The organism is Paenibacillus sp. J22P51 (genome assembly GCF_059692215.1).
On the sequence record NZ_JCAUAZ010000004.1, the window covers coordinates 385,623 to 400,587 of the forward strand.

Sequence of the window (14,965 nt, forward strand, 5' to 3'; positions counted from 1 at the left end):
TGTGCTATTTAATATACAGCATTAATAGATCAGTATAAAAGAGCTCGCTCTAAACCTTCCAAGGAAGGAGTAGGGCGAGCTTATTCCAAACAAGAAGCCATCCCCAATAGGATGGCCTTCTCCTAATACCCCAATACTACTTCTTTTGCTTCCTACGCTTGCTAATCAGTTTATTCGAAGCCTTCCCGTTCCCACCGACTGCATCCTGTTGCTTAGTTCCAGGGCTATCGATGGCAGAGTTAGTCCCACTCGTACTGTACTTTCCAGCACCACTGGCGACTTGGGTGGCTGAAGCATTTTTTGCACGCTTAGGGAGCTTAACGATTTGATCATTAATGACAACGATGATTTCTTTGCCTTTACGACGAATTTCAGTTAGGTTTTTGCTATCATAAAATCTTCCCTTGGCGCTCTTCACTAGTTTATTCTTCGCTGTTCCTCCTGCACCAACGCTTTGCTGTTGCTGACTATGCGGTGATTTAATAGCAGCGTTACTGCCAGCTGCACTGCTGCGGCCTGCTCCACTTGCGAGCTGCGTCGTGTTAGGGGCATTGGTAAATTGATGGTTTATGACGAAAACCAGCCTATTAACGCCATGAATGGGCGATTGTGCAATAATGCGTTTCTTCCCTTTTTCTATAATAATAGTGACGCGGTCTGATTTCATAGCACACAGATCCTCCCTATTGGGTTCTCTCTTAAGTATATGTCCATAGGACAAATTGGTAAGGGATAGTGGCTGATTGGGTGAGAAAGATGTGCAAGCTGCACGCCTATCTAATCTGGCAAGTGCCGAGGTCTTTCACTCGATACACACTAAGCATAAGGCCGATGGCTACAAATTGAAAAAGAACGAGCGAGCCGCTATAGCTTATAAAAGGAAGATGGAAGGAGCTAAACGGAGCTAGGCCGATTGACATGAGCATATTCCACATATACTGCGTTACAAATACAGCCAATAGGCCAGATACTAAAGCTTTTCCGTAGGGATCGATGAATTGGGTGTGGTATAATGTGTGCTGAATTCATTCTTGGTACATACAATAGGAGGCTTCCATGCTACCCCACATTGTTTCCATAACCATGCAAAAGCTTTGCACCTCTTTACATACTCATCTAGGTGAGAACTTAGAGTCAGTCTATGTATACGGATCGACGGCTCTTGGCGCCTATATTGAGGGCTCAAGCGACATTGATTTTATTGCTATGGTGAGACAGCCGCTTAGTCAATCAGACATAGAGGCCATTGCTCAAGCACACGCTGAAGTGGAGCGGGCGCTTCCTGGCACGGACATCATGGGGTCGTATATACGCCGAGAGGATCTTCATAAATCCTACACAGATATTCCAATCTACGCTACATATTACAACCATCAAATCAATACGAATGGTACAGGAGCAGATATCAATCCAGTTACCCTTCAAGTGATGCGTAAGTATGGGATTTGTGTTTATGGGAAGGACGTCCCATTCACCTACATTGCACCCATAAACGAGTTGTTAACTTACGTTCTGGGCAACATGAACACCTATTGGCTAAGCTGGATCACACGACTAGAAGCTAACACAGCGATTAGTTTTTCGTCCAATCCCACCGCCATCGAACAATTAAACGAGGCCGTAGAATGGTGCGTATTAGGTATGCTAAGGCAACTTTATACGCTGCAGGAACATGACATCACCAGCAAAATCGGTGCTGGCGAATATGGTCTTACGATCCTTCCTGAACGATGGCATCCGTTAATCAAGGAAGCTATTGCAATCAAACGGCGTCAGCACCTGCTGTCAGCCTACGACTCCCACACGACACGTTTACAGGACCTAGTCGAGCTGCTCCGATACATTCATTCGGCATGTAATCGGTCGGCCATCAACTAAGAAAAAGCCAAAGCCTGAACCCATTCTCAAGTGGGTGCAGGCTTTGGCTTTTTCTTACCCTTCCTCGTCCAACCTTCTTCGAACGTACGACCAATGATAAATTCAGTCCAAGAATCGGATAAAATCGGATATGGCCAAGCGGTCAACATCAGATTATTGATGATTTACTGCAATGGCAAGCTTGAATGACCATGACGCCATACGGTTCGATCGTGCCATCCTTATCCACCACAGAACCGTCGAATAGATTCACATATTCCGCTGGTAATTCAAAGTTAATCACCGCATTCGTATAATTCAAAAGCACCCAGAAATCCTGCCCATCCTTCGACTTAGCAATCACCTCGAGGCCACTCACTTGTTCGCTCAACAAGGGCGTGATCCCCTCACGCTTGGCAACGATCTTCATGAGCTCCCCAAGCGCGTGAGGATCCAAGTCACATCCCACGTAATAGACGTGGCCCTTACCAAACGTGTTCACCGTGACCGCGGGCTCTCCCGCATAGTAATGACTATCATAAGTCGCCAATACCTCGGCGCCATTACTCTTCAGGACATCAGCCCATATAGCGGCGGTACCTTCCCCGAACTCACCCTTCACCTTGACGGTTCTGCCAAAATTAATAGAATCGAACTCCTCCAGCTCGACGCCAGCCATTTCTTTAAATAAACCAGGTACAGTGAGTGTCGACATTTGGTTGTTCCACGTTTTGGTGCCAGATCGGAAGGTGATGAGCAAAGCGCCACCACTTGCTACATAGGCTTCACATTTGGCTGCAATTTCAGGTGTCATCAGGTTAAAGGCGGGCATCATCACCAGTTTATACTTAGAGAAATCCGTATCCACACTCGTCACATCGAGATTGATATGTTGATTTCCAATGGCGTCGTAATAGGCGTTTAGCAGCATACCATAACTGAACTTTCGGTTGTGAGGCTGCTGGCGATGACTCCAGTAATTGTCGTAGGATTTGATGACAGCGACGGGACTCACATTCTGAGAACCTACGAACAAATCGTCTAACCGAGCTAATTCGGCGCCAAGCTGTTTGATCTCCCGATAGCGTCTGCGGCCTATCCCATCATGATCGAGAATCCCATGCCAATATTGCTCGATACCGACCGTGCACGCACGCCAGCGGAAATACACCATTGCCTCCGCACCATGCGCCAGCGCTTGATACGTCCACAACCGTAATTGACCAGGCTCAGGCGTGTCGCCCATATGCTGCCAACCGCAGGGACCGCTCTGCTGCTCCATCATCCAGAAGTTCTTTTCCTTAATGCCTCGCATTAGATCATGCGCCATAGAAGCGCTAGAGGGGGACGCTTTTCCCCACATATTATTCGGATAATTATCCCAACAGATGAAGTCGAGATCCTTGCCAATTTTAAAATAGTCCAAATCACTCGCATGCCCCATCAGATTATGGGTAATCGGCAGTGAAGTGCACTTACGAAGCTCATCGATTTGAGCCTTTTGGTAGGCGACGGTAGCATCTGTGAAAAAGCGATAATAATCCAGCAGCATACCCGGATTGTGATTATTCGGCGTCGATAGATCTCCTGCACCTGGATTCTGACTGAAGCCATCGCTGGAGGAATAAGCCGGTAAGTCAATCTCATCAAAATACCGATAAGTTTGGCTCCAGAAAATCGTTCCCCACGCTTGATTCAGCGCATCAATCGTGCCATATTTACGTGATAACCACTTGCGGAATTCGCGCAGATCACTCTGACAATAGCAAGGACCGCCAAACTCATTGTCCACCTGCCAAGCGACGATATGGGGATGGTCTGCATAATGCTCCACCATTTTGCGTGTAATGATCTTCGAATGTTCGATATAGACTGTGTGATTCGGGCAATAATGGCGCCTAGTGCCGAACCCTTTCTTCAGACCGTAGACATCCATAGGATACATATCGGGATACATGTCCATCAACCATTTGGGGGCAGCGGCCGTCGGAGTACCCAGAATAATCTGGATCCCTTCCTGCGCAAGCACCTCAATCGCGCGATCCAGCCAAGCGAAATCATACACACCGACTTCTGGCTCCATTTTCACCCATGCAAACTCAGCCAATCGAACAATATTCATACCGGCTTCTCGCATCATTCGTGCATCTAGCTTCCAACGGTCTTCAGGCCAATGTTCCGGATAATAATCAACGCCAAAGTACATGGTGCAACCACCTCGTCAATGGATTTATATTATAATATTGCTTTTTCTGCAGGGATGTAATTACATTATAAATAGGAGTATGAATGGGTGTAAATCCTATCTTCTTGCTTAAGATATGACTATTTTGCTCTTTATAGGGATAACGCCGGAGCAGTTCAGGCTGATGAGGAAATCGTAGCAGATAAAAACCTCCTCTAGTTGTCCTATTTCCACCCCTCATGGCATATATACGGCCTCCACGCATTATAAATGGGATAGGAGAACATCATGGTGAGGAGAGTGCCTGCATTGTCAAATGAGTTCGTGATGCGTTCATTAGATGAGATCCGGTTCTGGTCACGTATTATGAAGGAACATTCCTTATTTCTCAAACTTGGCTTTCGATGTGAGGACACGCAGCTGATTCAAGAAGCGAATCATTATTACCATATATTCGAGCATATTGAGGGTCGTTCCCACTCGTATACGCAGCAGACTGACCCCGAACAAATTAGACGATTCAATACGGAAGTGGCTGCTGCTGTTGCACATATTTGGGCTTTCAAAAGGAAAGTTCTCGGACTCATCATCCAATGCAAGCTTCCTGGCGCTAACAATTTTCCGTTGTTGGTCGACCATACGAGTCGTGAGGCCAACTATTTCCGAAACCGATTACACGAATTAAATTCAGGACGATTAGAACCGTTACCCGACGCGATTATTGATGAAAATGTGTTCTTCCTGCGCATCATGGCGGATCACGCCAAGTTTATCGGTCATCTGCTGGATCCATCCGAACGGCAATTAGTGGAGCAAGCGCGGAATTTTAGCCATGATTTTGACCAACTCCTCTTCCAAGCCATTGATTTGAGCGGGATGAGGCCTCAGTCTCAAACCGATCCTCTGTTGGACCAGTTCCTTGACCAGAATCGTGTCTCTGTCGTCGCTCTCCGTGATTTCAAAAAAACAGCCCGTGATCTAATTGAAGCTTGCAAAATCAAGAGCATCATACATCCTTTGTTGGCGGATCACGTGTTCCGTGAAGCGGAACGCTTCCTAGCTATTATCGATATGTTCGAACAGTGCTTAACAGGCAATCCAATCATTGGGATGCGGGAGGAGCATGTGGGTCATTAATAGCGATAACCCCATTTGACATAAATTAGCGAGCCCCCTGGGGCTCGCTTTTTGAGTTTCTGTGGAGTTTTCTAGAGTAGGTACGACAGAATTAGCATGCTGTTACGTAGGCACTCCTCCCGAGTGGACGAGGATGTGCTAGATTCGCGAAAATGCCTTTAGCAGGCAGTTGTCTCCTGTTTCTACTTCTAGGTCAATATACAGTGCTATTAGTGGAATTATATAGAAATAGTATAAACAACTAGTCCCCTCTATGTTAATTGAACATATTATGCTAATGAAACTATAAGACATCTATCATGGAGGGAGGAATAACTAGAAAACCGTAACTCACAAGCGGTTTTGTTCACTAGAGAGACTGTAAAAAGATGATAAATAAGATCTTCATAAAGATCTTATTTTACTTTATCGAAAAGAGGTTGAATTATGATGCAGCAAGATTTCATGATTCCTATCACCATTTTGTCGTTTATATGCACTATTGCTTATATTATCTTTCGTCCTAATGTTAATGAATCTATTCCAGCAACCATCGGCGCCATATTTGTCCTCCTAAGCGGTAGTGTTACTATAAATGACTTGGGTAAAATAACTGAAACCATAGGTGGAGCAGCCGTAACCATTATGGCAACGATTGTTATGGCGATTGTTTTAGAAAGCTTTGGATTTTTTAATTGGGCTGCAGAGAAGCTCCTAGAACGAGCGAAAGGATCAGGAATACGCCTATTCTGGTACACTAATTTATTTTGTTTTCTGATGACCCTTTTTGTAAACAACGACGGTAGTATATTAATTACAACACCAATCTTACTTATGCTGCTTCATCAATTAGGTCTTAAAAACCATCAAAAAATTCCTTATTTACTCTCCGGCGCTTTAATTGCAACAGCTTCTAGCGCACCAATTGGTGTAAGTAATATTGTCAATTTAATTGCGCTAAAAATTGTTCATATGGACCTCTATATGCACACAGCGATGATGTTTGTCCCTGCATCACTTGGTCTTGCACTCCTTACACTGCTTCTATTTTTAAGTTTTTATCGCGTATTACCTCGTAAACTACCACCAATTAGAGTAGGAACCTTACACCAAACACATCCACTGCAAGACATTTCATCACCGCTTCCGAAAGAGAATCGAACCAAATTCATGCGGAATATCTTAATTTTCGTATTCAGCGTTCGAATAAGTCTGTTTGTTGCTTCGTTCATTCATTTCCCAGTTCCATTAATGGCTGTTATCGGTTCTACATTCCTGTTGGGCTGGCGTTGGTATTATTTGAAAATTGCGCCTACAGATATGATTAAAAAAACGCCATGGTATATACTCTTGTTTGCCTTCAGTATGTATGTGATTATATATGGTTTGCATAATATCGGACTAACCCAAATGCTCATCCAATTTATGCAACCACTCGTTTCGGGCAGTTTACTTCATGCAAGTCTAATTATGGGGATTCTACTTACAGTTTTATCGAATGTATTCAACAATCATCCTGCATTAATGGTAGGAACGTTAACTTTGACGAACATGGGTCTTGATCCACTTACCTTAAAAATTTCTTATCTCGCTGGTGTAATTGGCAGTGATATGGGCTCGCTTATTTTACCAATAGGAACTCTCGCGACCATTATGTGGATGCACATTATCAAGAAAGGAAAAGTAAAGTTGAGCTGGGCCGAGTACTTAAAGGTGACGATTACAGTCATTCCAATCACTCTTATTTTCACGTTAGTCATTCTAGCATTCTGGGTATCCTGGATTTTTTAATACGTCAGATATGATGATAACTGGAGGTTATTCGTATGCGTGTGCTTCAACAATTTGTTGGTCAACAAGTGATTGTTGAAATTTCTGGGAATAATAGCTTTACGGGTAAAATAATTGATTTAGGGCTTGATATCATGGTTGTGCTCAATAAACAACAGTATTATTATATCCCCTTAGTAAATGTGCAAAATGTCAGATTGAATTCAGAGTCTAGTACGGAAACAGAACTGATAACTGATGGAATGCCAATCGATTATCAAGAGGATAGCCTCTCATTTCGAAAGATATTAAATAATGCAAAAGGCCGATTTGTCGAGATATATGTAACTGGCAATAAAACGATACATGGCTATTTAACTAGTATTATGAATGATTATTTCGTCTTCTACTCACCTGTCTATAAAGCCGTATTTGTGTCTATGAACCATTTGAAATGGTTAATTCCTTATCATTCTCACCTCACGCCGTACTCGCTTAATAATCAATCACTACCTTTGAATCCTATCAACGTATCCTTATCACGAACCTTTGAAGGGCAATGTGAAAAACTGAAAGGAAGCCTAGTTGTTTTTGATCTTGGAGATAACACGAAAAAAATAGGCTTACTTCACAAAGTAGAAAATGGTTCCATAGAGTTGATTATTGCCAATGGAGATAAAGTCATTTGGAATCTGCAGCATTTAAAAACGGTGTACACGCCATGATTGATGAGGCGTATTGCTGCGAAAATAAAAAAAACGACCTTCTTGGGGAAGGTCGATCGAAAAAGGTTGAATGATGCATTCGCACACCTTATCTTATGAAAGTAAGGGCGGAATCGTTTGGGTTACTAACTAGACAAATAATCATTTTGAAAAAGCTTAAATACGATATTCTCATCTTTTTGATGAGAGTATTTTTTGCGTTTTCGTGTTGATGTTGGAGAGGGATAGCGATAAAGTTAGATCAGTAGAATAGTTGTTGCGTGGAGGAAATCTGAGGGAGGATGCTAAGATGAATCGTCAACAAACTCAAAGCTATAAGCTCCACATGGAACGTGTGGAACAAGCGAATCATGCGTTGGAGCAGGCCGCCAAGTCGGCCGGCGGGGACTTCAGGCTTGGTTATCATCTCATGCCGGCAGCAGGTTGGATGAATGATCCGAATGGGCTCATTTATTGGAACGAGGAGTATCACGTTTTTTATCAGCATTATCCGTTTGAGCCGAAATGGGGACCGATGCACTGGGGGCATGCCAAAAGTAAGGATTTGTTGCACTGGGAGCACCTTCCTATCGCGTTGGCACCTTCGGAAGCGTACGATAGCGGGGAAAGCGGCGGTTATGGCTGTTGGTCAGGCAGCGCTGTTGATGATAACGGCGTTCTGACGTTAGTCTACACAGGGCATGTTGATGGACGGATGCCTACGGAGGTTCAGTGTATAGCGACAAGCACGGACGGGGTTACTTTTAGCAAATCAGGGGCTAATCCTGTTATTGCAGGCGCACCGGAGGAAGGTGGCTTTGGCTTTCGAGATCCGAAGGTATGGTCGCATGAGGGTAAGTGGTACATGGTACTCGGGTACGGAAATGAAGGCTTGGGCAAAGCGTTGTTTTACACGTCCCTTGATCTGTTAGCTTGGCGTTATCTGGGGGTTGCGGCAGAGAGCAATGGTACGATGGGGGATATGTGGGAGTGCCCGGATTTATTCCCATTGGGTGTTGGGGATGACCAGGTACTGATTATATCTCCGATGAATATGGGAACCACGAAAACGATGTATCTATCAGGTAAACTGAGCTATGAAACGGGGAAATTCGATTATCGTCATGCAGAGCGATTGGATTACGGCTTCGATTTCTATGCGCCGCAAACGTTTGTGGACGGCCAGGGAAGGCGCATCCTGATGGGCTGGATGAACATTTGGGGGGCTCAAATGCCGGAGCAAGCGCACGGTTGGATGGGAGCTTTTACCTTGCCTCGCGAACTGACCCTTGCGGAAGATGGCACGTTGCGGATGCAGCCTGTGGCGGAACTGGCTGATCTGCGGAAGGGGCAACAAAGCGTGGATCAGCTGATCATTGGCATGAATACGCTCGTTCCTTTATCGAACATGCAAGGTGACCAGCTTGAGCTAATTGCCTTGTTTAACACGCGCGAATCCGGAGCTGAAGCGGTATTCGGTCTGCACCTTCGCAGCTCAGCCGACGGCTCCGAGTACACGGAAGTGTCCTACTCGGTAGCAGAACGTACACTTAGTGTGGACCGCACACATTCCGGTTCAGGAGAAACGGGTGTGAGTGAAGTGAAGTTGGATCCACTAGAGGACGGAAGCATCAGGCTGCAGCTGTTCGTGGATTGCTCTTCGTTGGAGCTGTTCGCGAATAACGGGGTCAAGACGATAACGAATCGGATCTATCCAAAGAAGGATAGCCTTGGCATCAAGCTTTTTGCTCGGAATGGGGAAGCGAAGTTGGAGAGCTTAGAGATGTGGGATTTATCGTTGTAGATACAACAGGATAAACCAAAATCAAACAAGCCGAGCATTCCGTAAAGCCAGGTGGTATAATAGGTTAAACGTTTAAATACACCTGGTAAGGAGAGGCTCAGATGACAACGATTCAGAAGGGTTGGGCTCAAGAAGCATGGGCACAAACAGTAGCAAAAGTAGGTAAAACAAGCATGCGAATTGGTGACGGCTTTCCACATGCGAGTGTAGGCGGGGAATATAAGCTGGAGCCTGCTTACTGGTGGACGGCTGGCTTCTGGCCGGGATTATTGTGGCTTTTGTACCGAGATACGAAGGATGAGGCGCTAAAGCAATTGGCAGAGTCTTGCGAGCAACAGCTTGATCAAGTTGTAACCGATTACTATCGTCTGGATCACGATATTGGGTTCATGTGGACGCTGACGAGTGTCGCGCGCTATAAGCTGCTTGGCGCAGATGACTCTAAGCGTCGGGCTTTACTAGCAGCGAATCTGCTAGCCGCACGTTTCAATGTGAAGGGAAGCTACATTCGTGCTTGGAATCCATGGCGTGAAGGCGAAGATAATGCTGGCTGGGCCATCATTGACTGCATGATGAATCTGCCCCTGCTGCACTGGGCTACGCTAACCACGGGCGACCCGCGCTATAAAGAAATCGCCGTTAGGCATGCGGATATGGCGGTTGATCACTTTATCCGTCCCGATGGGTCGGTAAACCATATCGTGATTTTTGATCCGCATACCGGCGAGAAGCTTGAAGTGAACGGCGGTCAAGGCTTTGCGCCTGAATCGGCCTGGTCGCGTGGAACCGCGTGGGCGATTTACGGCATGAGCCTCAGCTACCGTTACACAGGTGATGAGAAATATTTGCAGGCGGCGAAGCGTGCTGCGCATTTCTTCTTGGCGAACCTGCCGGAAGACCATGTGCCGCATTGGGATTTTCGTTTGCCAGATGGCATTCCGGCATACCGCGATTCTTCAGCTGGCGCATGTGCGGCATGCGGCTTGCTGCTAATTGCGGAGCAAGTGAATAGCCAAGAAGCATCCCTCTATCGTGAAGCTGGTGAGCGCATCTTGCATTCGCTCTACACGAACTATGGTGCATGGGATTCCGAAACCGAAGAGGGATTGGTCACCCACGGTACCAGCCACTATCCAGAGGGGAAAAACATCGACGTTCCGCTCATCTATGGCGACTACTATTTTGTTGAGGGTCTCTCAAGGTTGCTTGGGCATGGCGAGTTGTTCTGGTAGGTTATTGTAAAATTCAAAAAGAGTTGTTCTGGAGCAGCATCGAGCTGCTTGAGGGCAGCTCTTTTTTGCGTTCAACTTCCGCTAAAGCAAGCCCGGCTCAAACAGCTCTCGCAAAACCACCTCTCGCAAAACCACCTCTCGCAAAACCACCAATAACTGGATTTTCTACAGCTAATTTCGCCGGATTATCGCCTAGGAACAGAATAGCTGGATTTCCTCCAGTTATTTCAAACGATTTTTGCTGAAACCATTAATATCGGAGAAATTAGCTACATCTTTTCCATCTAAACTCAATTTGATGATGAAAATGCAAGAATTAGCTGTACGTTTTCCAGTTATTTGACATGGAGAGTAAGGCGTTGCTGGATAGTCGCTAAGGGGTAGCTTCAAGGATTAGAGATAACTAGTTAAGACCCGAAGCGCAGCATGTAGCGGAATGAAGAAACGTGTTGGTCCACAAAAGGACTTTTACTACAGTAAATCGACATCCGCCCTCATTGTTGGCACAGCGCGTTGAAACCTTACCGTAACGCTGCCAGGCAAGTCCGTGACCAGCTATGTGGAGTACTAGGCGAACAGGAAGGTTTATCCGCTGCGAGATCTGGGCATCCTTTTACTAGAATGATAGATTCTAGTGAGAGGTGGAGTTGGAACGATGACAACGGAAGCGTCTAAAATAGTCAAACCAGTCATTCCTAGCAAAATTGCTGAGTCCATTGAAAGATTGCGAAGTGAAGGTTGGGCCGATGACGATTTCTTTAACTTCTCACGCTATGATGAAGAATCTGCGGAGGCTCGGCTGTTATATCACTTTTTTCGGAACAATCGCGTAACCTTTGCGGCGGCGGTCATCAATAGCTACAGTGTTCAGGAGATGCAGCAGGTTGATGATAAATGAACTGAGATCCTTATCCAGCATTGGCTGGGTGAGGATCTTTTTGTTTTGATAGGGGGAAGCTTTTGCTTACCCCGTAGCTCAACTCAACATATTAATACCACCTACCCACCCGCCGGCACGACTGATCTCTTACCAATAGCTCCACACCATAACAGCACACCATAACAGCACACTATAACAGCACACCATAACCGCTCGACGGTCAATCGCCTATTGCGCTACCGCCCCGTAACCCAACACCACCACTAAACTCCTCTAGTTGCGGAACGTGTTTCCCTTATTTAGGCTGAAACTAGCTAAATTAGCCAGATACGGAACGAGAGGGCGCTATTTTCCTGGAAATAGCTAATCTTGAGCTGGTTTAGGGGAAATAGCGGAACCACGTTCCGCAACTTTCAGGATTGCATTGTATTAGCCAAAATAGCGGAATGACGTTCCGTATCTCCTGGGCTTAGCTACTATAAACACGTCATTCTCACACAGGCTTCAGCAGCTCATTTGATTTTCACCGCACCTTACCGCCACCCCAAGCACCGCTTCCATGCCAAGCACGTCACCACCATCTCAAAGCACCCTCATGTCCATTGGATAAATCCAATGGAATGCTTCAAAAAGTAGCTAAATAATGAATTTGATTGGACAAATCCAGTCAAGATAAGCATTTGGGTCTTAAATAGGCTAAATTGAGGTCACTCCATTGGATAAACCCAATGGAATGCTCCAAAAAGTAGCTAAATATTGAATTTGATTGGACAAATCCAGCCAAATTGAGCATTCGGGTTTTAATAGGTTCACATCTTGATCGTTCGCTGTAAAATCACAGTATTAATGTCATATTAAATGACGTAATAATATAAAAATCAGCAATAAACAGCTCAATTAATTATTCATGTCACTATAGTTGACACAATAGTATTCCCCTAGTATACTTTAAGTAACCGCACAGCGTTGTGCAACAAATACTTAAGGCAATGGCGCCTATCCTACACGGATAGGCGTTTTCTGTCTTTTTGGAAGGGTGAATACGATGATGAAACGATTACAGGACCTTGTTTTGTTTATCCAATGTCTGCCTGTCGCCTTGAGATGGTATTAAGATTTCATGCTAGGTTTCGTCGCTATCTTGATTAGCGGAATAGAATAGCCAATCTCTAACACGATCACTTTTTTCGAGTGATCGTGTTAGAGGTTTTTTATTTTTATCTAACCTTCATACTTTGGGCAAACTTTCATGATACGATGTTGGCAAAGTGCATGTGATGCACGATCAGGATGGAAGGGAAGTCACGCAATGTCAGACGAACGATTAGCCGTATTAGATGTTCATATTGAACAGGCCGGTTACGATGAGGTGCCGGATATTATTAAGGGAATTCATTTTTCGGTGAGGCAAGGTGAGCTCGTGGGGCTATTAGGTCCGAACGGCGCCGGCAAAAGTACGACAATCAAGAGCATCCTCGGTTTACTGAAGGATTTTAAAGGCAAAATCTCCTTCATGGGTGAAAGCAAAAGCTACGCATATATTCCCGAGCACCCGATTCTATATGATGAATTGACACTTTGGGAGCATTTGGAATTCGCCGCATCAGTGTATGAATTGGATCGCACGGTGTTTCTAGAGAGAGCAGATGATCTCTTGCACCGCTTCCGACTACTAGATGAGAAGCATCAATTGCCTGGGAAATTCTCCAAAGGGATGCAGCAGAAGATCATGCTCATTCTCGGCTTTTTGAATAAGCCCGATGTGTACATCGTGGACGAGCCATTCATAGGCCTAGATCCGAAGGCGATTAAGGATTTCTTGGGGATGCTGGAAGAGGAATGCAAGCGTGGCGCAGGCATCTTGATGAGTACCCACGTGTTAGATACAGCGGAGCGGATTTGCAGTTCATTTGTGCTGCTTTCGGGTGGCAGATTGGTAGCGAACGGTACACTGCAAGACATCCAACAACAATGCGACATGCCGGATGCCACCTTGTTCGACTGCTTCCATTCCTTATTATGAGAGGGGGCGACAGTGGTTTGAACAGCAGCTTTCAGGTTTTTGCGCGAAGAGTCCGCTCGGATCTGCTCTTCCAATATCGTGCCTTACGCATGGCCGTTGATTGGGTCATCGCGATTTATTTTGTCATACCCCTGCTGATTGTGGCAGGTTATCACTATTATGCTTGGTACATGACACCGCCTGCGTGGTTAAGCGTGATATCCATTCATACGGTGGCTACACTTTTCTACATTTTCACATGGATGGGTACGCTGCGCTACTTTGTTGAAGAGGGGGATCAACTGTTTCTCCGGCAAAATGAAGGCTGGTTTCGACATCTCATGCAACTCGGGTACCGCTATTCGGTGGTGCTGCAAGGGACTACTACGTTGCTTCTCACATTTCTTTTCCTGCCATTGGTCGTGCCCGTTTATTCGTATAGCGTCACGCAGGTCGTATGCTTCTGGTTGCTGACTTATGTGGTGAAGCTGAACATTGGCCTAGTTCGCCAATTGCTAGCACTTCGATTCCAGAGATTCCTGCTCTGGGTGCTGCGTATTGTGGTGTTTGCGGGAGGGTTCTTCTTATTCCAATTGTTAGTCACGGAAATTGCGGATCAAGCTATCATTAGCTGGGCTGCCATAGGACTAGGGCTGCTTACATTTATACCCTTAACCCGGACGCGGCTGCGTGAAAAGGGTGCCTTCTTCGCGGATATCACGAGAGAGCGAGATGCGCGGATGCGTATCGTCTCCTTGATGTTAATTCGTGTGATGGAGCGTAAAAGAAAACCGACACGCAGATATCCACTTTTATTCAGCAGATCGCAGCGGTTGATCAAAGGCAATGGAGCCGGCAATGGGATCGCTGAGCTGTTAGTAAAATCCTATTTCCGTAATGGTCTACAATGGCGGCAATCGATTCAGTTTGTTATCGTCATCAGCGGAGCATTGTTTATATTGCCAGGTGCGATTAAAATTCTCGTCTGGATCCTTGCGGCAGTCTTGCTGGTCTTCTGGCGTAAATCATTCTGCAAGGATGAGCTAACGACACCGTTCCTGTCACTATTTCCGATCCAAGATACGAAGAAGCACCAAGCGCTTCAGGCCGCAATTCCGATCTTAGTTCTGCCAGCTCTTATGCTCATTAGCCTTGTTGCGGGCATCTCGATGTTTACCTGGTGGGGACCGATTGTGATGATCGGAGCCGCGATCCCACTGGCGTATGGAACTTCATCGGTGTTTACAAGCTGGTACTGAGTTGAGCGAGTACAGTAAAGGGCTAATCCGACTAGTCACATAGACGAGTGGATAGCCCTTTTTCTTTATTTTCGAGGTCGCAATAGATACCACTCCACAACTAACAGATTAATCAGCAAACCCATCCAAACGTTGATGTTTAGAATGTCTGTGACT

General features: G+C 45.6%; 12 protein-coding genes. 9 read left to right on the top strand and 3 right to left on the bottom strand.

What is annotated here, in order from left to right; translation table 11 throughout:
• Positions 1 to 136 precede the first annotated feature (136 nt).
• Together AC58QC_RS12580 and AC58QC_RS12585 are read right to left on the bottom strand one after the other, a co-directional pair.
• The gene (locus AC58QC_RS12580; RefSeq protein ID WP_497415483.1) at positions 137 to 667 is read right to left on the bottom strand and encodes a hypothetical protein; all 531 of its coding nucleotides are present in this window, start codon (positions 665 to 667) and stop codon (positions 137 to 139) included.
• 106 nt (positions 668 to 773) lie between these two features.
• Positions 774 to 1,025 carry an FtsW/RodA/SpoVE family cell cycle protein gene (locus AC58QC_RS12585; protein ID WP_497415554.1) on the bottom strand — a complete coding sequence of 84 codons (252 nt, stop codon included), beginning with the start codon at positions 1,023 to 1,025 and terminating at the stop codon, positions 774 to 776.
• A 31-nt stretch (positions 1,026 to 1,056) separates the two neighbouring features.
• On the opposite strand from AC58QC_RS12585, the gene AC58QC_RS12590 reads away from it, so the two are divergent.
• Positions 1,057 to 1,878: an aminoglycoside adenylyltransferase domain-containing protein gene (locus AC58QC_RS12590; RefSeq protein ID WP_497415484.1), complete on the top strand. Its 822-nt coding sequence runs from the start codon at positions 1,057 to 1,059 to the stop codon at positions 1,876 to 1,878.
• 148 nt (positions 1,879 to 2,026) lie between these two features.
• Here the strand turns inward: AC58QC_RS12590 and AC58QC_RS12595 are convergent, their stop codons facing one another.
• A complete protein-coding gene (locus tag AC58QC_RS12595) occupies positions 2,027 to 4,063 on the bottom strand; it encodes a beta-galactosidase (protein WP_497415485.1) in 2,037 nt (678 codons plus the stop codon).
• 267 nt (positions 4,064 to 4,330) lie between these two features.
• Between AC58QC_RS12595 and AC58QC_RS12600 the strand changes: the two genes are divergently transcribed.
• The 8 genes from AC58QC_RS12600 to AC58QC_RS12635 all read left to right on the top strand — a co-directional run bounded on the left by AC58QC_RS12600 (position 4,331) and on the right by AC58QC_RS12635 (position 14,809).
• Positions 4,331 to 5,179, top strand: a complete 849-nt coding sequence (locus tag AC58QC_RS12600) for a DUF2935 domain-containing protein (protein ID WP_497415486.1) — start codon at positions 4,331 to 4,333, stop codon at positions 5,177 to 5,179.
• 426 nt (positions 5,180 to 5,605) lie between these two features.
• A complete protein-coding gene (locus AC58QC_RS12605) occupies positions 5,606 to 6,949 on the top strand; it encodes an arsenic transporter (RefSeq protein WP_497415487.1) in 1,344 nt (447 codons plus the stop codon).
• 35 nt (positions 6,950 to 6,984) lie between these two features.
• Positions 6,985 to 7,653, top strand: a complete 669-nt coding sequence (locus tag AC58QC_RS12610) for a YwrJ family protein (protein ID WP_497415488.1) — start codon at positions 6,985 to 6,987, stop codon at positions 7,651 to 7,653.
• 289 nt (positions 7,654 to 7,942) lie between these two features.
• Complete coding sequence (locus tag AC58QC_RS12615; protein ID WP_497415489.1) at positions 7,943 to 9,436, top strand: glycoside hydrolase family 32 protein; 1,494 nt, start codon at positions 7,943 to 7,945, stop codon at positions 9,434 to 9,436.
• 101 nt (positions 9,437 to 9,537) lie between these two features.
• Positions 9,538 to 10,668 (top strand): glycoside hydrolase family 88 protein, encoded by a 1,131-nt coding sequence (locus AC58QC_RS12620; RefSeq protein ID WP_497415490.1) that lies wholly within the window; start codon positions 9,538 to 9,540, stop codon positions 10,666 to 10,668.
• A gap of 655 nt (positions 10,669 to 11,323) precedes the next feature.
• Positions 11,324 to 11,566 carry a hypothetical protein gene (locus AC58QC_RS12625; RefSeq protein ID WP_497415491.1) on the top strand — a complete coding sequence of 81 codons (243 nt, stop codon included), beginning with the start codon at positions 11,324 to 11,326 and terminating at the stop codon, positions 11,564 to 11,566.
• A 1,291-nt stretch (positions 11,567 to 12,857) separates the two neighbouring features.
• Positions 12,858 to 13,571, top strand: a complete 714-nt coding sequence (locus AC58QC_RS12630) for an ABC transporter ATP-binding protein (RefSeq protein ID WP_497415492.1) — start codon at positions 12,858 to 12,860, stop codon at positions 13,569 to 13,571.
• A gap of 17 nt (positions 13,572 to 13,588) precedes the next feature.
• Positions 13,589 to 14,809 carry an ABC transporter permease gene (locus AC58QC_RS12635; protein WP_497415493.1) on the top strand — a complete coding sequence of 407 codons (1,221 nt, stop codon included), beginning with the start codon at positions 13,589 to 13,591 and terminating at the stop codon, positions 14,807 to 14,809.
• Positions 14,810 to 14,965 lie beyond the last annotated feature (156 nt).

Coding starts and splice junctions, on each gene's coding strand:
- AC58QC_RS12580 (WP_497415483.1), bottom strand. CDS start 667: ATGAAATCAGACCGCGTCACTATTATTATAGAAAAAGGGAAGAAACGC.
- AC58QC_RS12590 (WP_497415484.1), top strand. CDS start 1,057: ATGCTACCCCACATTGTTTCCATAACCATGCAAAAGCTTTGCACCTCT.
- AC58QC_RS12595 (WP_497415485.1), bottom strand. CDS start 4,063: ATGTACTTTGGCGTTGATTATTATCCGGAACATTGGCCTGAAGACCGT.
- AC58QC_RS12600 (WP_497415486.1), top strand. CDS start 4,331: ATGGTGAGGAGAGTGCCTGCATTGTCAAATGAGTTCGTGATGCGTTCA.
- AC58QC_RS12605 (WP_497415487.1), top strand. CDS start 5,606: ATGATGCAGCAAGATTTCATGATTCCTATCACCATTTTGTCGTTTATA.
- AC58QC_RS12610 (WP_497415488.1), top strand. CDS start 6,985: ATGCGTGTGCTTCAACAATTTGTTGGTCAACAAGTGATTGTTGAAATT.
- AC58QC_RS12615 (WP_497415489.1), top strand. CDS start 7,943: ATGAATCGTCAACAAACTCAAAGCTATAAGCTCCACATGGAACGTGTG.
- AC58QC_RS12620 (WP_497415490.1), top strand. CDS start 9,538: ATGACAACGATTCAGAAGGGTTGGGCTCAAGAAGCATGGGCACAAACA.
- AC58QC_RS12625 (WP_497415491.1), top strand. CDS start 11,324: ATGACAACGGAAGCGTCTAAAATAGTCAAACCAGTCATTCCTAGCAAA.
- AC58QC_RS12630 (WP_497415492.1), top strand. CDS start 12,858: ATGTCAGACGAACGATTAGCCGTATTAGATGTTCATATTGAACAGGCC.